General features: G+C 67.7%; 23 protein-coding genes and 1 tRNA gene. 20 read left to right on the top strand and 4 right to left on the bottom strand.

Annotated elements, in window-relative coordinates:
* Positions 1-42: 42 nt before the first annotated feature.
* From trxA to mtnA, 10 genes are all read left to right on the top strand, one after another.
* The gene (gene trxA, locus GO308_RS06375; RefSeq protein ID WP_066479555.1) at positions 43-363 is read left to right on the top strand and encodes a thioredoxin; all 321 of its coding nucleotides are present in this window, start codon (positions 43-45) and stop codon (positions 361-363) included.
* Positions 364-715: 352 nt separating this feature from the next.
* A complete protein-coding gene (locus GO308_RS06370; protein WP_240885204.1) occupies positions 716-1,972 on the top strand; it encodes a dipeptidase in 1,257 nt (418 codons plus the stop codon).
* A 41-nt stretch (positions 1,973-2,013) separates the two neighbouring features.
* Complete coding sequence (locus GO308_RS06365; RefSeq protein WP_066480118.1) at positions 2,014-2,802, top strand: sulfite exporter TauE/SafE family protein; 789 nt, start codon at positions 2,014-2,016, stop codon at positions 2,800-2,802.
* Positions 2,803-2,836: 34 nt separating this feature from the next.
* Positions 2,837-3,958 (top strand): histidinol-phosphate transaminase, encoded by a 1,122-nt coding sequence (locus GO308_RS06360; protein ID WP_240884642.1) that lies wholly within the window; start codon positions 2,837-2,839, stop codon positions 3,956-3,958.
* Between the two features lie 135 nt (positions 3,959-4,093).
* A complete protein-coding gene (locus GO308_RS06355; protein ID WP_066480116.1) occupies positions 4,094-4,471 on the top strand; it encodes a c-type cytochrome in 378 nt (125 codons plus the stop codon).
* 83 nt (positions 4,472-4,554) lie between these two features.
* Positions 4,555-5,106, top strand: a complete 552-nt coding sequence (locus GO308_RS06350) for a cytochrome b (RefSeq protein ID WP_231725992.1) — start codon at positions 4,555-4,557, stop codon at positions 5,104-5,106.
* 63 nt (positions 5,107-5,169) lie between these two features.
* Entirely contained in the window at positions 5,170-5,838 is a 669-nt protein-coding gene (gene mtnB / locus GO308_RS06345) for a methylthioribulose 1-phosphate dehydratase (RefSeq protein ID WP_240884640.1), read from the top strand.
* Positions 5,835-6,380: a cupin gene (locus tag GO308_RS06340; protein ID WP_240884632.1), complete on the top strand. Its 546-nt coding sequence runs from the start codon at positions 5,835-5,837 to the stop codon at positions 6,378-6,380. The genes mtnB and GO308_RS06340 overlap by 4 nt, the downstream gene beginning before the upstream one ends.
* An 11-nt stretch (positions 6,381-6,391) precedes the next feature.
* Positions 6,392-7,039 carry an acireductone synthase gene (mtnC, locus tag GO308_RS06335; protein WP_240884630.1) on the top strand — a complete coding sequence of 216 codons (648 nt, stop codon included), beginning with the start codon at positions 6,392-6,394 and terminating at the stop codon, positions 7,037-7,039.
* Complete coding sequence (gene mtnA, locus GO308_RS06330; RefSeq protein ID WP_240884628.1) at positions 7,036-8,079, top strand: S-methyl-5-thioribose-1-phosphate isomerase; 1,044 nt, start codon at positions 7,036-7,038, stop codon at positions 8,077-8,079. Before mtnC ends, mtnA begins: the two co-directional genes overlap by 4 nt.
* Here mtnA and GO308_RS06325 read toward each other — a convergent pair.
* Together GO308_RS06325 and GO308_RS06320 are read right to left on the bottom strand one after the other, a co-directional pair.
* Positions 8,066-9,232 (bottom strand): aminotransferase, encoded by a 1,167-nt coding sequence (locus GO308_RS06325; protein WP_240884626.1) that lies wholly within the window; start codon positions 9,230-9,232, stop codon positions 8,066-8,068. The two genes, mtnA and GO308_RS06325, sit on opposite strands and share 14 nt — an antisense overlap.
* Complete coding sequence (locus tag GO308_RS06320) at positions 9,229-10,080, bottom strand: class I SAM-dependent methyltransferase (RefSeq protein WP_240884624.1); 852 nt, start codon at positions 10,078-10,080, stop codon at positions 9,229-9,231. The genes GO308_RS06325 and GO308_RS06320 overlap by 4 nt, the downstream gene beginning before the upstream one ends.
* A gap of 42 nt (positions 10,081-10,122) precedes the next feature.
* Between GO308_RS06320 and GO308_RS06315 the strand changes: the two genes are divergently transcribed.
* The 8 genes from GO308_RS06315 (at position 10,123) to GO308_RS06285 (ending at position 14,305) form a co-directional block, all read left to right on the top strand.
* Positions 10,123-10,881, top strand: a complete 759-nt coding sequence (locus tag GO308_RS06315) for a ComF family protein (protein WP_240884622.1) — start codon at positions 10,123-10,125, stop codon at positions 10,879-10,881.
* Positions 10,882-10,913: 32 nt separating this feature from the next.
* Positions 10,914-11,171, top strand: coding sequence for a glutaredoxin 3 (gene grxC, locus GO308_RS06310; RefSeq protein WP_066479533.1), 258 nt, complete (start codon positions 10,914-10,916; stop codon positions 11,169-11,171).
* On the top strand, positions 11,168-11,992 hold the full coding sequence (locus tag GO308_RS06305) for a carbon-nitrogen hydrolase family protein (protein WP_066672825.1): 825 nt from the start codon (positions 11,168-11,170) through the stop codon (positions 11,990-11,992). Before grxC ends, GO308_RS06305 begins: the two co-directional genes overlap by 4 nt.
* Positions 11,989-12,474 (top strand): DUF1178 family protein, encoded by a 486-nt coding sequence (locus GO308_RS06300; RefSeq protein WP_066549776.1) that lies wholly within the window; start codon positions 11,989-11,991, stop codon positions 12,472-12,474. The genes GO308_RS06305 and GO308_RS06300 overlap by 4 nt, the downstream gene beginning before the upstream one ends.
* A 34-nt stretch (positions 12,475-12,508) precedes the next feature.
* Positions 12,509-12,585: transfer RNA gene (locus tag GO308_RS06295), tRNA-Arg, on the top strand.
* A gap of 211 nt (positions 12,586-12,796) precedes the next feature.
* Positions 12,797-12,922, top strand: coding sequence for a hypothetical protein (locus GO308_RS18600; RefSeq protein ID WP_269450237.1), 126 nt, complete (start codon positions 12,797-12,799; stop codon positions 12,920-12,922).
* A gap of 477 nt (positions 12,923-13,399) precedes the next feature.
* Positions 13,400-13,867, top strand: a complete 468-nt coding sequence (dksA, locus tag GO308_RS06290) for an RNA polymerase-binding protein DksA (protein WP_066479526.1) — start codon at positions 13,400-13,402, stop codon at positions 13,865-13,867.
* A gap of 66 nt (positions 13,868-13,933) precedes the next feature.
* Positions 13,934-14,305, top strand: coding sequence for a PilZ domain-containing protein (locus GO308_RS06285; protein ID WP_066479520.1), 372 nt, complete (start codon positions 13,934-13,936; stop codon positions 14,303-14,305).
* 130 nt (positions 14,306-14,435) lie between these two features.
* Here the strand turns inward: GO308_RS06285 and GO308_RS06280 are convergent, their stop codons facing one another.
* Complete coding sequence (locus GO308_RS06280; protein WP_082730952.1) at positions 14,436-14,591, bottom strand: YdcH family protein; 156 nt, start codon at positions 14,589-14,591, stop codon at positions 14,436-14,438.
* A gap of 200 nt (positions 14,592-14,791) precedes the next feature.
* Between GO308_RS06280 and GO308_RS06275 the strand changes: the two genes are divergently transcribed.
* A complete protein-coding gene (locus GO308_RS06275) occupies positions 14,792-14,989 on the top strand; it encodes a DUF465 domain-containing protein (RefSeq protein WP_066480109.1) in 198 nt (65 codons plus the stop codon).
* Between the two features lie 99 nt (positions 14,990-15,088).
* Positions 15,089-15,550 carry a DUF1465 family protein gene (locus tag GO308_RS06270; protein WP_066479511.1) on the top strand — a complete coding sequence of 154 codons (462 nt, stop codon included), beginning with the start codon at positions 15,089-15,091 and terminating at the stop codon, positions 15,548-15,550.
* A gap of 21 nt (positions 15,551-15,571) precedes the next feature.
* Here GO308_RS06270 and GO308_RS06265 read toward each other — a convergent pair whose 3' ends face one another.
* Positions 15,572-16,537, bottom strand: a complete 966-nt coding sequence (locus GO308_RS06265; RefSeq protein WP_066480106.1) for a nitronate monooxygenase family protein — start codon at positions 16,535-16,537, stop codon at positions 15,572-15,574.
* Positions 16,538-16,553 lie beyond the last annotated feature (16 nt).

Below are 16,553 nucleotides of genomic sequence, written 5' to 3'. Positions count from 1 at the left end.
GCGCACCGCCTAGATTGTTGGGCACAGTCAAGGAGACAGAATATGGCGACCAAAGCCGTGACCGATGCCAGCTTCCAGAGCGACGTGCTCGAAGCCGAAAAGCCCGTGCTCGTCGATTTCTGGGCGGAATGGTGCGGCCCGTGCAAGATCATCGGCCCGTCGCTGGAGGAAATTTCCGACGAGCTGGGCGAGCAGGTGACGATCGCCAAGCTCAACATCGACGACAATCCCGACGCGCCCGGGCGCTACGGCGTGCGCGGGATCCCGACGATGATCCTGTTCAAGAACGGCGAACCGAGCGCGGTCAAGGTCGGTGCCGAGCCGAAAAGCGCGCTCAAGGCGTGGCTGCAGGGCGCGCTCTAGGCCTCGTCACAGATCCACCGGATCAAGGGTCGCGCGATCGCCCGGATTGCGCGGCCCTTTTCATGTTCATGACGGGACGGCACGAAGCTGCTTGCATTTCTTTCGTTCGCGACGCTAGCTTGGTGGTTGCGGGTTGTGTCGTCGTGGCCCGTGCGCTGGTAACGACATTGCCCGTGCGGGTGTCGATCCAGGTCGCCCAGTTGCGCTGACAGCCGGAAACCGGCGCGCGCGTCTGAACGCGAACGACCGGGGGAGGCCCGAACAGCGATCGCAAAAGCGGGGGCTTTCCGTGTCGATGAACAATGCCGGTCCGTTCACATCTTCCAAAAAATCGTCGCGCCGGTCGCGCGCGATGGGCTACCTGCTCGGCGCGGCGCTGCTCGCCGTGGCGACGGGACCGTCCGTGGCGCAGGATGTGCCGGCCGTCCCTGCGGCGACCCAGCGCCTTCATGACCGGCTGATCACGCTCGATTCGCACCTCGACACCCCGGCGTCGCTCGACTTGCCCGGTTGGTCGATCCTCGAGCGTCACGACGCCGCGCAAGACTATACCCAGGTCGACCTGCCCCGGATGAAGGCCGGCGGGCTCGATGGCGGCATGTGGGCGATCTACACGGCGCAGGGACCGCTCGATCCCGCAGGTTATCGTGCGGCGCGCGATTTCGCGGTGATGCGCGGCGTGTCCATCCACAAGATGATCGCCGCCGCGCCCGACCAGTTCGAATTGGCGCTGACCGCCGCGGACGCCGCCCGCATCGCTGCGACGGGCAAGCGCATCGTCTATCTGTCGATGGAAAACGCCTATCCGCTGGGCGAGGATATCGGGCTGATCACGCTCTTTCATCGCATGGGCGTGCGGATGATCGGCTTTACCCACTTTGCGCACAACCAGTTCGCCGACAGTTCGACCGACCCGTCGAAGACGCCGCGCTGGCAGGGGCTGAGCCCGCTGGGACGCGACCTGCTGGTCGAAATGAACCGGCTGGGCATCGTCCCCGACCTGTCGCACAGTTCGGATGCGGCGCTCGACGACGCGCTGGCGCTGTCCAAGACGCCGCTGGTGCTCACCCATTCGGGGTGCAAGGCGATCTATGACCACCCGCGCAATGTCGACGACGCCCGGCTGCGCGCGCTTGCGGCGAAGGGCGGCGTCATCCAGATGAACGCCTATGGCGGCTATCTGCGCGCGCTCAAGCCCAACCCGGCGCGCGAACAGGCGCTCCGCGCGCTGAATGCCGATCGGCCGGCGGGCGCGATGACCGCCGCGCAGCGCGAGGCGATGCTGGCCAAGCGGCGCGAGATCGATCGCCTGTATCCCGAAACCGATCCGGCGACGTTCGAGGATTTCATGGCGCACCTGCTCCATGCGCTCAAGGTCGTTGGCCCCGACCATGTCGGGATCGGGCTCGACTGGGACGGCGGCGGCGGCACGGTCGGAATGCGCGACATCACCGCATTGCCCCGGATCACCGACGCGCTGCTGAAGGCCGGCTATAGCGAGCGCGACATCGCCAAGATCTGGTCGGGCAACTTGCTGCGCGTGCTGCGCGCCGCCGAGGCCGCCGCCGCACCGGATGCGAGGGCGGCCGCGCCCTCCGAAGGCCATTGAGCGCGGCGGGCGCCGTGCACTGGCTGCTGCCGCTGCTGGCGATGCTCGCCGCGGGGCTGTTCGCCGGCTTTGCGGGCGGGCTGTTCGGAATAGGGGGCGGGTTCGTCGTAGTGCCCGCGCTCTTCGTGCTGCTGCCGCTGCTCGGCGGCAATCCGGCCGAGCTGGCGCACGTCGCGATCGGCACGTCGCTGGCGACGATCGTCACGACTTCGCTGCGCTCGGTTCAGGCGCACGCGCGCCGCGGTGCCGTCGACTTCGATGTGCTCAGGGCGTGGGCGCCATGGATCGTGCTGGGTGTCGGCATCGGCGTCGTGCTCGCCGCGCGGTTGAGCAGCGATGGGCTGGCATTGATCTTCGGCGCGGGCGTGGCGCTGATGTCGCTGCATTTCCTGTTCCCGCTGCTGGCCGACCGGCACCTGGCGACGGACATGCCCGGCGGCCTGACCCGCGCCGGGATTGCCGGCGGGCTGGGCGCTTTTTCGTCGCTGCTCGGCATCGGCGGCGGCACGATCGCGATCATCGTGATGACATTGTGCGGCAAGTCGATCCACCGTGCGGTCGCGACCGCATCGGGGATCGGCGTGATCATCGCGCTGCCCGGCATGATCGGCTTCGTCGCGATCGGCCTCGGCGTGCCCGATCTGCCCTGGGGATCGCTCGGCTTCGTCAACGTGCCGAGCGCGCTGATCGTCACATCGATGTCGATCGTCACGGCACCCTGGGGGGTGGCGGCGGCGCATCGGTTGAGCCCGGCGCTGCTCCGTCGCGCCTTTGGCATCTACCTGTTGTTCGTGGGCGTCGTGATGATCCGCAACGGGATCATCGGATGAGAGATTGAGACTGCAACCAAGGGGAGAAACCGCCATGTCGATCGAGCTTTCCAGACGCGCCTGGCTGGGCGCCGCCGCCGTCGCCGGGGGTGGGGCGATCGCCGCCACGCGCAGCGCCTATGCCTTTCCGTCGGCCGAACCGCCGGTGTTCGGTCCCGCGCCCGGCGTCGCGCTGCTGTCGCGCAACGAAAATCCGTTCGGCCCGGCGCCCAGCGCGATCCGCGCCATGGCCGACGCGGCGGGGAAGGGGTGCTATTATTCCGACGGTGGGCTGCGTCGCCTGACCGACATGATCGCCGAGCGATTCGCGGTGTCGCGCGATCATGTCGTCATCGGCAACGGATCGACCGAAGTGCTTTCCGCCATCGCGCTCGCATACAGGGACAAGGGCGCGATCCTGGGTGCGGACCTGTTCTGGGACACGACGGTCCAATATGCCGAGCGCCAGGGCGCTAAGGTGCTGCGCGTTCCACTCGCCGCCGACATGGGCGTCGACCTCGACGCGATGGCGGCAGCGGTCACGCCGGACATCGCGCTCGTCCATCTGTGCAATCCCAACAACCCGACCGGCATGCTGATCGACGGCGACCAGGTCCGCGCCTTTGTCCGCAAGGTCGGGCCGAAGGCGACCGTGCTGGTCGACGAAGCCTATAACGAGCTGACCGACCGGCCCGAGCACAATTCGGTCGCCGATCTCGTCAAGGCGGGCGAGAATGTCGTCGTCTGCCGGACCTTCTCGAAGATCTACGGCATGGCGGGCCTGCGCGTCGGTTATGCGCTGGCGCGGCCGGAGGTTGCGAAGCGGGTGAGCGAGCACCTGATGAGCTTCGGCGGCAACAGCGCCGGGCTGGCGGCGGCGATCGGTTCCTATGGCGATATCGCGTTCCTCAATTATTCGAAGGCGCGGATCGTCGAGGGGCGCGGCATGATCATGGATGCGGTCAAGGCAGCGGGGCTCACCGCGCTCCCCAGCCAGACCAATTTCGTGTTCGTGAAGGTGCCCGACGCGAATGCCGTGCAAAAGGCGATGGCCGCGCGCAGCGTGATGATTCGCGGCAGTTACGGCAAATGGACGCAATGGTCGCGCGTGAGCACCGGCCGGATCGAGGACGTACAGCGATACGCCGCCGCACTGCCCGAAATCATGCGCGCCTGAAGGCAATCGGGGCGGCCAGGGCACATGCCGCAGCAATATCGGCACCTGGCCTTCCGGACCACCTTGTCTGCCCGCCCCGCAACAGGCTAATCGGCGGCAGTGGATGCCCACGAGAAGCGCAAGGAGTGGTTCAAGATGCTGAAGGTCGTGAAGACGAGTTTGAGTGCAGCAGTCGTGATCGGGCTGACGGCGATCGCGTCGCAGGCGTCGGGCCAGGGCGCGCCGAACAAGGCCGCGTTCGCACCCTGCTCCGTCTGCCATGCGGTGACGCCCAAGACGAACAAGATCGGGCCGAGCCTGCACCAGATCGTCGGCCGCAAGGTCGGCACCTATCCCGGTTACACCTATTCCCCGGCGATGAAGGCCAAGGGTGGCGTGTGGACCGAAGCTGCACTCGACACCTACCTGACCAAGCCGCAGGCCTATGTTAAGGGGACCAAGATGGCCTATCCCGGCCAGCCCGACCCGGCGAAGCGCAAGGCGATCATCGCTTATCTCAAGACGCTGAAATAAGCGACGGGCGCCTCGCCCGGCAACGGGCGGGGCGCCGATTGCGCCTGACACCGGCGTGACGGCACTGGGACGAGGAGACGGGCGTGACGAGCGATCTGGGCGGGGCCCTCAGATACAACGCAATTGCGCGTACGCTGCATTGGGTGATCGCCATCCTGATCATCGCCAATGTCGCAATCGGTCTGCTGGGTGACGCGATCGAGGAAGCGGTGGGAAGCAGCCCGTTCCCGCTGCACAAGTCGATCGGTCTGACCGTGCTGGTGCTTTCGTTGCTGCGCCTCGGCTGGCGCATCGCCAATCCGCCGCCGCCGCTGCCCGCACATACCGGCCGCAACGAACGGCGTCTCGCCGCGATCATGCACGGCGTGCTCTATGCGCTGATGATCCTGGTGCCGTTTACGGGTTATGCGATGAGTTCGGCGGGCAAATATCCGCTGTCCTGGTTCGGCTTGGTCACGGTGCCGAAACTCCCGATCGAGCGGGAAAGCGCGCTGGCCGACCTGATGCACGAGGGGCATGAAGTGCTGGGGATCGCCATTGCCATCCTGGCTGCGGGCCACATCGTTGCCGCGCTGCGTCACGGCTTCCTGCTTCGCGACGGGGTGCTCCAGCGGATGACCGGCGGACGCGGCTGATCGCACCGGCTCATCTGCCTGCAACCCGATGGCCATATCGTGCGAATTGGTTAAACTGTGACGATGCATATCGCCCCCATTTCCCCGCCGCCCGTCCATGGCGATCCCACGGCGCTGGTCGTCGATATGCTGATCGCTGCCGGGGCACGGCTGGATGCGCGCGGCTTGGCGGCGGCGACGTCGGGTAATTATTCGGCGCGGCTGGCCGACGGCAATGTGCTGGTTACGCGATCGGGGCGGCACAAGGGGCGGCTAACCCGCGCGGATTTCATGGCGCTGTCGCCCGAGGGCGTGGCGCTGGAGGCGGGACGACCCTCGGCAGAGGCCGCGCTGCACCTCATGCTCTACGAGCATTTCCAGCACGCAGGGGCGATCCTTCACTGGCACTCGCCGTCAGCGGTCGCGCTGTCGCGCGCCGTCGACTCGGAAGAGTGGGTGATCGAGGGGCATGAGATGCTGAAAGCCTTTCCGGGCGTCGATACCCACGCGACGCGACGGATCGTCCCGATCGTCGACAACAGCCAGGACATGGCGGTGATCGACGCGGCGATCCGCCCCCGGCTGTACGGATCGGAACGCGCGCCCGTGTTCCTGATCCGCGGCCATGGGGCCTATGCCTGGGGCGTCGACGTCGCCGAGGCTGAGCGGGTGAGCGAGGCCGTCGAGTGGCTGGTCGCCGCGGAGCTTGCCGAACGCCAGTGGCATGTAACGCGGGAGGCGCAAGGATCATGACGCGCCTGACCATTCGCGGTGCCGTCGATGGCGCACTGATCGTCGAGACGGTCGATCCGGTCCGGATTGCCGAAGATCTGGCCGGGATCGGCGTGCGGTTCGAGCAATGGCCGTTGCGCGACGTCGCAGACATGCCGGCGGATGCCATCCTCGCCGCCTACGCACCCGAGATCGACCGGCTCAAGGCACAGGGCGGCTATCGATCGGTCGACATCGTCGCGCTGACCCCCGACCATCCCGATCGGGTCGCGCTGCGTGCCAAGTTTCTGGACGAGCACCGGCATGCCGAGGACGAAGTGCGTTTCTTCGTCGCGGGCGAGGGGCTGTTCTGCCTGCGCACCGACGATCGCGTTCATGCGCTGCTGTGCACCGCTGGCGATTTGGTTTCGGTGCCCGCGGGGATGCGCCACTGGTTCGACATGGGGCCCGCGCCGCGCTTTACCGCGATACGTCTCTTCACCAATCCCGACGGCTGGGTGGCGAAATTCACCGGCGATCCGATTGCGTCGCGCTTTCCCCGCCACGAGCCGGCCGCGGCCTGACGCTGCCCTTCATGCCGAGCGCCGGGCCCATCCTGCTCGATATCGAGGGCACGACGAGCAGCATCGCGTTCGTCGCCGAGACGCTGTTCCCCTATGCCCGCGCGCGCCTTCGCGCGTTCGTCGCCGCCAATGCCGCGCGGTGCGCACCGATCCTGGCGGAGGTCGCCGCGGTGGCACCGGGGGATCCGGTCGCCACTCTGATCCAGTGGATCGACGAGGATCGCAAGGCGACCCCGCTCAAGACGCTGCAGGGAATGATCTGGGCCGAGGGTTATGCCGATGGCAGTCTGTCGGGGCATGTCTACCCCGATACGCCGCGCGCGCTTGCCCGCTGGCAGGCGCAGGGTCGGCGCATATTCATCTATTCCTCCGGGTCGGAGGAAGCCCAGCGGCTGTTGTTCGCGCACAGCGTCGCGGGCGACCTGACGCCCTTTCTCGCCGGTCATTTCGACACCCGGATCGGGGCCAAGCGCGACGCGGCCTCCTATGCAGCGATCGCCCGCGCGATCGATGCCCATCCGTCCGATATCCTGTTCATTTCCGACATTGCCGCGGAGATCGACGCCGCACGCGCCGCCGGGCTCTCGGCGTTGCGGATCGACCGCGAGGGCGGCACCGACGCCGATATCACCAGCCTGGACGAGGTACTCGCGACATGATTCTCGCCGGCGAAGCGACCCGGTCGATCCAGCGTACCGCCGATGGGCGCGGCGCGCGCATCCTCGACCAGCGGCTGCTGCCCTGGGAAATTCGCTGGGTGGAGCTGCGCGACGCCGACACCGCCGCGCGGGCGATCCGCGAGATGTGGACGCGCGGCGCGCCGATGATCGGGGCGACCGCCGCCTATGGCCTCGCCATGGCGCTTGCGGTCGACGCGAGCGACGACGGGCTCGCCGCTGCCTATGCAATGCTGGTCGAGACGCGGCCGACCGCGGTCAATCTGCGCTGGGCCCTCGATCGGGTGCGCGAGGCTGTCGCGCCGCTCGACCCTGCCGATCGTGCGGCCGCCGCCTTCGCACGCGCCGACGCGATCTGTGACGAGGATGTCGCGCTGTGCCGCGCGATCGGCGAGCATGGCCAGGCGCTGCTGCGCGAGCTGGCGGTGGCGAAGGGCGGTGCGCCGCTCAACCTCCTGACGCATTGCAACGCCGGGTGGCTCGCGACCGTCGACTACGGCACCGCGACCGCACCGATCTATCTCGCGCATGATGCCGGCATCGCGCTGCACGTGTGGGTCGACGAGACCCGGCCGCGCAATCAGGGGGCGCTGCTGACCGCGTTCGAGCTTGCCAATCATGGCGTGCCGCATACCGTCATCGCCGACAATGCCGGCGGGCTGCTGATGGCGCGGGGTCAGGTCGACGCGGTGATCGTCGGCACCGACCGGGTCACCGCCAATGGCGATGTCTGCAACAAGATCGGCACCTATCTGAAGGCGCTGGCGGCGGCGGACAACGCGGTACCCTTCTATGTCGCGCTTCCCTACACGACGTTCGATCCCGTCACCGCTGATGGCGCATCGATCCCGATCGAGGACCGCGATCCCGACGAACTGCGCCTGCTGACCGGCCCGACGGGCGATGGCATGGCGACGGTGCGGGTGACCGATTCACCGGCGTATAACCCCGCGTTTGACGTCACGCCGGCGCGGCTCGTGGCCGGTTACATCACCGAGCGGGGCGTGCTCAGCCGGCTGTAGCCTTCAGTGCGGGCACGGCGCGGCCAAGCCGCGCGACCGCTTCATCCAGCGTCGCGTCGACCTTGGCAAAGCAGAATCGCACCAGGTGCCGCACCGGATCCTCGGAATAGAAGGCGGAAATCGGGATGGCGGCGACCCCGGCATGGTCGATGATCCAGTCGCAGAAGGCCACATCGTCGATCGCGATCCCCGATCGTTCGAGATCGACCGACAGGAAATAGGTTGCTGCGCTCGGCACGGTGGCAAGCCCGATCGCGTTCAGCCCGCCGGCGAGCCGGTCGCGCGATCGCTCGAACGCCGCGCTCTGGGCGCTGATCCAGTCGCGCTGCGTCGCCAGCCCCTCCGCCACCGCATATTGCAGGTTGGGCGGGGTGGTGAAGGTCAGGAACTGATGCGCCTTGGCCAGCACGGATGCGATCGGCGGCGCCGCGCACATCCATCCGACCTTCCAGCCCGTGAGTGCGAACATCTTGCCCGCCGATCCGATCTTGACCGTCCGGTCGCGCATCCCCGGCAGCGCCATCAGCGGAACATGCACCGCACCGTCGAACACCACCTGCTCCCAAACCTCGTCGCAGATCGCGACGACGTCGCGTTCGACACAGAAGCGCGCAATCGCCGCCAGCGCGTCTGTCCCCAGCATTGATCCGGACGGATTGAGAGGGTTGTTGAGCAGCAGGAGCCGCGTGCGCGGCCCGGCGGCAGCGGCCAGGGCGGCAGGGTCGATCCGCCAGTCGGGGGGCGTCAGCCGCACCAGCCGTGCGACACCGCCGGCGCGCCGCACCAGCGGCAGGTAGGCATCGTAGAGCGGCTGGTACATCAGCACCTCGTCGCCCGGCGCGATCAGCGCGAGCAGCGCCGCCGCCAGCGCCTCGGTCGCCCCCGAGGTAACGATGACTTCGCCGGGGTCGAGGTCGAGCTGTTGCGTGTCGCGATAGAAGTCGGCGACTGCCTGGCGCAGTTCGGGGATGCCGGCCATCGGCGGATACTGGTTCGACCGGTGGTCGAGCGCGCGTGCGGCGGCGGCGCGCACCGCGTCCGGCCCGTTTCCGTCGGGAAAGCCCTGGCCCAAATTGATCGCGCCGGCGGCACGCGCGCGGGCGGACATCGCCTCGAACACGGTCGTCGGCATAGCGGCATAGATCGGGTTCATTCGGTCGGTGCTCCGGGCGGGCGCAGCGCATCGGCGAGCGAGCGCGACGCGCTGCCCCGGCGCGCCGGACGCGGTTGCGAGGGATCGGGTGCCCAGCCGGTCAGATAGACGAGGTTGAAGGTTTCGGTCGTCCGCCCGTCCGCGTCGGCCGCCTGGGCAAAGGCGGCTGCGGCGCGGGCCAACGCGGCTGGCGCCAGCGCGCGCCGATCGCGCAGGATGTTGGTCGCGGCCATCGCGCGCAGATCGTCGAGCAAGCGGCCGAGGTCGCGATAGCGCACCGCCAGCGGCTCGACATCGGCGACCGGCAGCGCAAAGCCCGCGCGCATCAGCAAGTCGCCCGCCGCGCGCACCTCGACCTGCGGATGTAGGCGCGGCGCCGGGCGATCGGGTTCGGCGGCGCGCAGCGCGGCGCGCAATGCGGGCAGCGATCCCGCGCCGGTGAACGCGCCCAGGAACAGCCCGTCGGGTCGCAGCACGCGGCGGATCAGCGCGAGCGCACCGGGCAGGTCGTTGACGCTGTCGAGCACGCCCAGGCTGACCACAAGGTCGAAGCTCGCATCCGCAAAGGGCAGGCGATCCTCATCCGCCTGAACCGCGGGACCGCTTGCGCGTCGGGCAAATCCGAACCCCGCGTCGCAGCGGACGATGCGCGTGCCCGGCAGGTCGAAGTCCGCCGCGCCGCAACCGAGATCGAGAATGTCGGTGAAACGCCGGGCGACCGCGTCGAGCCGGTCGACAATTCCCTCGATCATCTGCGCGCGCAGAAAATCCCCACCCGGCGTCGCCGTTGCCGCACGGTCGCGTCGCAGGCGTCGTGCGCGCCGGTCGAAGATTTCCGCCTGGTCCATGCCGGCGCTTGTGCCGTTGCCGGCCGCGGGCGACAAGCGGGGATGTTGGTTCGCGCCCGCATCCTCGCCCGTCCGCTCCACCGCCTGGTCAACCTCGCGCTGCCGCCGCGCTGTCCCGGCTGCGGGGAGGTGGTCGAGGCGGATCACCGGCTGTGCGCGGCCTGCTGGCGTGACCTTGCGTTTCCCGGCGCACCTGCATGCGCGGGCTGCGGCACCCCCTTTGCCTTCGACCGTGGCGACGCTGCCCGTTGCGCGGCGTGCCTGTCGCACCCGCCCGCACATGACGGCGTGACCGCTGCGGTCGCCTATGGGCGGGTGGCGAGCATCCTCGCGCTCAAGCTCAAATATGGTCGCCGGCTGGGCGTGGCGGTGACGATGGCGCGGCTGATGGCCCGCCATCTCGATCGGTCGACCGAACATGGCCCGCTGCTGGTGCCGGTGCCGCTGCATCGCTGGCGGCTGTGGTCGCGGGGATTCAACCAGTCGCTGCTGATCGCGCGCGCGCTCGCCCAATCGACCGGGCTGAGCGTCGCGCCCGCGGCACTGGTCCGCACGCGATCCACCCGGGCGTTGCGCGGAATGGGACCAGGGCAGCGCGCGCGGACGCTGGCCGGGGCGTTTGCGGTCCCGGCGGCGGCGCGGGCGACGGTCCGGGGCCGCGACATCGTGCTGATCGACGATGTCTACACGACCGGCGCGACGGCCGACGGTTGTGTCCATGCGCTCAAGCGGGCGGGTGCCGCGCGCGTCCAGGTGCTGTGCTGGGCGCGCGTGCTCCGCGACGCAGAGGTCGGCGATTGACAAGCGGGGTGCGGCACCACAACTCTTGGCGGATGGCGCACATCGAAATCTATACCAAGGCATTCTGCCCCTATTGCAGTAGGGCGAAGAAGCTGCTCGGCGACAAGGGCGCGAGCTATGACGAGATCGACCTGACGATGGGCGGCCCGCGTCGCGCCGAGATGGTCGACCGCGCCGGCGGGCGGACAACCGTGCCGCAGATCTTCATCGACGGCCGTCACATCGGCGGCTCGGACGACCTCGCCGCACTCGACCGGCGCGGCCAGCTGGACGAACTGCTCGCGCAATGAAGATTGCGCTGGCCCAGCTGACCAGCGGGATCGATCCCGCCGCCAACGCGCATGCGCTCGCTGCCGCGGTCGCAGAGGCCGCCGCCAACGGCGCGACCCTGTTGTTCACGCCGGAAATGTCCAACCTGATCGACCGGGACCGCGCGCGCGCGTCGGCCAGCATCGTCGCGGAGGAAGCGGACGCGACGCTCGCGGCGGTGCGCGCGGCGGCGGCAACGCACGGTATCTGGGTACATCTCGGCTCGCTCGCGCTCCTGCGCGCAGACGGACGCTTCGCCAATCGCGCGTTCGTGATCGACGCGACGGGATCGATCCGCGCGCGCTATGACAAGCTGCACCTGTTCGACGTCGACCTGCCGACCGGGGAAAGCTGGCGCGAATCCGCGGTCTATGCCGCGGGGGAGGGGGCGACCGTGGTGGCAACGCCGCTCGGCCTGCTGGCGCCGACCATCTGCTACGACCTGCGCTTTCCCGACCTCTACCGGGCGCTCAGCGACGCGGGCGCGCAGATCATCGCGGTGCCGGCGGCATTCACCCGGCCGACTGGGGCGGCGCACTGGCATGTCCTGCTGCGCGCGCGTGCGATCGAGGCAGGGTGCTTCGTCGTCGCTGCCGCCCAGACCGGTGTCCATGCCGATGGCCGCGCCACCTATGGACACTCGCTGGTCATCGATCCCTGGGGCGAAGTGCTGCTCGACATGGGGGAAGAATCCGGCATCGGCTACGCCGACATCGACCTCGCGCGGCTGGAAGAGGTTCGTGCCCGCGTGCCGGCACTCCGGCATCGCCGGACCATCCCGCCCGTGGTGCAGGTGTCATGATCGTCTTCGATCTGCGGTGCGGCAACGCGCACGTGTTCGAAGCCTGGTTCGGATCGAGCGCGAGCTATGAGGCGCAGCGCGCCGAGGGCCTGCTGTCCTGCCCGATCTGCGGCGACGACCGCATCGCCAAGGCGGTGATGGCGCCCAATGTCGCCGCCAAGGGGAACCGCCGCAAAGAGGCAATGCCGGCGTCGGTTCCGGCGGTAACCGGGGCTTCCGGTTCCGCGGTGCCGACCACCGAAGACCAGGCGGCCAAGCTGGCGCTGGCCATGGTCGCCAGGGCGCAGGCCGCGCTGCTCGAACGCTCGCAATGGGTCGGCCGGTCATTTGCAGACAAGGCGCGCGCGATGCATCTGGGCGACGAACCCGAAGCGCCGATCCATGGCCAGACGACCGTCGAACAGGCTCGCGCGCTGATCGACGAAGGCGTGCCCGTCGCGCCGCTGATCATCCCCGTCGCCGCCCCCGACACGCTGAATTGACCCGACCGGGTGCACGCGATACCTGCGACCCGCCGCCCCGGTAGCTCAGCAGGACAGAGCAACGGTTTCCTAAACCGCAGGTCGGGAGTTCGAGTCTCTCCCGGGGCACCACATTCCCGAAATTTCCACTGCCAGTCGCAGCATCGGCAGCGTCATCGATAAGGCGATAGCCGCCGGGGATAGGCCAAACCAAAATTCAAACATCACGCGCCGCGCAGGATATTGGCTCGGTGAAAGAGACTCGGGTGTCCGGAAAGGCGTGAAAGATTGAGCTGGTTAGGAGAATGAAAGTCACGAATGTAAGGGTGAGGGTGGTAGAACCATGATCGCGAAGCAAGTTGCGCATATCATTGCAGATTATGTCGTATTTCTTGAACTGACCGATGAGGGCGAGCTCAATCTCGATACGGCCGTTCAAATGATGGAGGTCCTAGCCGGACAGCTCTAGGAGCTTGATAAGGGGTTTCTTCGGGAATTAGTCGACGCCTTTGCGGTGATCAGCGAAGAGTATAGCGGCGAAGCCAAAGAGGTGGTGCAGAACATTGCGCACAATTTCTACCTTGAGGAGGCGTTGGCAGCCGATGACCCCGTCAGGCTAGCCGAGTTGGACGCGTTACGCGAAGCGCGGGAGTGAGGGGCGCAGCGTCGGCAAGGCTAATGGGAGGGAAGCGCATACCCAGGGACCCATGCCTCCCTGACCGTGGCGCCTGACAGAAAGTAACCGACGAACCGATCGCGTCGTCTCCTGCCCACGGGAACACGACCGTGCCGACATCGCCATGTCCGCCGCGTCGGCACGGGTCGATAACGATCAACGTGCCGAAATTGCTCGCTTGTGGTGTGCTTTGCGCCGCTCTATAGGCCGCGGCGTGGAAAGGCGGTGTCCGCCGGCTCGGGTTGGCGGGGAACCGGGACGGAGAGTGGGATGGCGACGGCTTTGGATCATATGCAGCAATCTGAACGGGATCATGCGCCGGCGAATGACGCGGCGGCGCAGGGGTATCGGCCCAGCGCCGACGAGCCGTTCATGAACCCCCGGCAACTCGACTATTTCCGGCAGAAGCTGCTGGACTGGAAGGACGCCATTCACCGCGAGGCGCAGGGTACCCTGTCGCAGCTCCAGTCGGAGCCGCTGCGCGAGGCCGACCTGACCGATCGCGCGTCGAGCGAGACCGACTGGTCGATCGAACTGCGCACCCGCGACCGCCAGCGCAAGCTGATCTCAAAGATCGACGCGGCGCTGCGTCGCATCGACGACGGCGAATATGGCTATTGCGAAGTGACCGGCGAGCCGATCTCGCTGGCCAGGCTGGAGGCCCGTCCGATCGCAACGATGACGGTCGAAGCGCAGGAGCGCCATGAACGCAACGAGAAAATCTCGCGCGACGAATAGTCGTTTAACCGCTTGATGCGTTTGTGGTAGATATCCGCGGACTAGTCTCGGCAGGCAGAGCAGGCGATGGAACAGGACAAGACGCGCGCAAGGAGTGAGGCAGCGGCCTCCAGTCGCCAGGTGCGATCGGCGCCGCGCGAGACCGCTTCGCTCAGCGCGAAGTTGCGGGTCGAGGGCGGGCGCGCGGTCACGACCCGGGTCCGCAATCTTTCGACCGGCGGGATCATGGCCGATTATGCCGCGCCGCTGATCGCGGGTACGCCCGTTGAAATCGATCTGCGCGGGCTTGGCCTCGTCTCGGGGACGATCGCGTGGTCGACCGACGGCCGCATCGGAATTTCGTTCGATCGCCCGGTCGATCCCAGCCTCGCGCGGCGTCAGTCGTCGCGTCCGGCGCGCGGGTCGGCCTATGGCGAAGCAGGCGTCGCACACGGCTGAGCGACGTCGCGCGACCGTGAGATCCGCCGCTCATCGTGGATCCGGCGCTTAGCGAGCGAGCGATGCAAACCGCTCGATTTGAGAAATGTCCGGGCGAGCGCGTTTGCGGCCCGCCCGGTGTGGGTGTGGCTCAGCCGGCGGTCATCTCTTCCTTGACGCGGAGCTTGCGGCGCTTCAGATCGCGCAACACCGCCTGGTCGGGCAGCGGACGGAGCGATTCGTCCTGAATCCGACGGTCGAGTGTGGCGTGCTTGCTCTGCAAAGCCTCGAAATGGGCGTCCTGCATTGGCCTTTTCCTCCTTCGTTTTGGGGATGAGGGTCGGCAAGTAAATCATGAACGGGCGGGTTTGTCGCCCACCACTTTGCCGCTATTCGATGGGCGGAGCGGAATTTGCTGCGGCGCGTGGCGACTGCCGGTGTTTCGGCGCCGATGCGGGCACCGGTGGCAGCAGGGGCGGGGGCGCGGACGTCGTGGAGGTTCGATCATTGGACGATACGGAACTTCGCCAACGTCTTGAAATCCTTCGGGTCGAGCATCGTGACCTCGACGCGGCAATCGAGGCGCTGCGGGCCGCTGGCTCCCAGGACCAGCTCCAGCTCGCGCGGCTGAAAAAGCGCAAGCTTCGCCTGAAGGACGAAATCGCGCTGATCGAGGACTGGCTGCTGCCGGATATCATTGCCTGAACCCGGCGGCCCGCGAGGCGCTCCAGTTATGCACAGCTTGTTGATCCGGCCGCAAAAACGAATGTTCCGGCGAACGGCAAGCTGTGGCAATCATGCGCGATGGACGAAAGCCCCTATCCGGCCCGCCTCGAACCCAGGCTGATCGACGCGCTGTATGTCGAAGCGATGCTTCTTGCGGACGAAGCGCGCGGCTATTTCGACGAGGTCGGGCGGGGCCAGCGCGATACGCTCGATCCGCTGACCAAGGTTGCCTTTTCATGCGAGTCGCTCAAGGTGACGACGCGGCTGATGCACGTTATCGCCTGGCTGCTGACCCAGCGGGCGGTCATGGCCGGCGAAATCCCCCGCCGTGATGCGATGGACCCCTCGCGGCGGCTGGGTGAGGCCCCCACAAGCGATATGAGCGTCGTCGAGCGCATGCCCAGTGTGGCGCGCGACCTGATCGCGGCCAGCGCGGAGCTGCATCGTCGCGTCGCCCGGCTCGACGTCGCACAGGCCGAACCCGCGGTCGCGGGCAGCCCGGCACGGGCCATGATGGAAAGGTTGCGGCGCGCGATCTGATCGCGCGGCGTGCCGGCGGGGTCAGCCGCCGATCTGGAGCCGGGTGCGCGCCGCCTGGTATTCGCTGGCCAGTCGGTCGACACGATCCGCCACCGATTCGACCGCGGTGACCGCGCCGATTCCCTGGCCCGACCCCCAGATGTCGCGCCACGCCTTGACCTTCTGGTTGCCGCCCGATCCGAAGTTCATCGCACTCGGATCGCTCTCCGGCAGATTGTCCGGGTCGAGCCCTGCGGCCTCGATCGATCCGCGCAGATAATTGCCGTGCACGCCGGTGAACAGATTGGTGTAGACGATGTCGCTCGCCCCGCCCGCGACGATCGCATTCTTGTACGCGGCGTCGGCATTCGCCTCGACCGTCGCGATGAACGGCGACCCGATATAGGCGAGGTCGGCACCCGCCGCCTGCGCGGCCAGCACCGCGCCACCATTGGCGATCGCGCCCGATAGGGCGATCGGTCCGTCGAACCAGCCGCGAACCTCCTGGGTGAAGGCGAACGGGTTGAGCAGGCCGGCGTGACCGCCCGCACCCGCGCAGACGAGGATGAGGCCGTCCGCACCCTTTTCGACCGCCTTGCGGGCAAAGCGGTCGTTGATCACGTCGTGGAGCGTGATGCCGCCCCAGCCGTGGACGGCGGTGTTCAACTCTTCGCGCGCGCCGAGCGAGGTGATCACGATCGGCACCTGCCACTTGGCGCAGGTCATCAGGTCCGCTTCGAGCCGGTCGTTCGATTTGTGGACGATCTGGTTGACCGCAAAGGGGGCGGCGGGGCGGTCCGGATTGTCCCGGTTCCAGGCCGCCAGTTCCTCGGTGATCTGGTGCAGCCATTCGTCCAGCAGCGATTGCGGACGGGCGTTCAGCGCCGGAAAGGACCCGACGATCCCCGCCTTGCACTGCGCGATGACGAGCTCGGGAACCGAGATGATGAACAGCGGCGAGCCGATGACGGGAAGCCGGAGGCGATCGAAGAGCGGGGGAAGGGCCATCCCCGTTTCATAGCGC

Origin of the sequence: Sphingomonas sp. SFZ2018-12 (genome assembly GCF_022496715.1) — a bacterium.
Classification (GTDB): Bacteria; Pseudomonadota; Alphaproteobacteria; order Sphingomonadales; family Sphingomonadaceae; genus Sphingomonas.
This window is presented reverse-complemented; position numbering and strand designations above follow the sequence as displayed.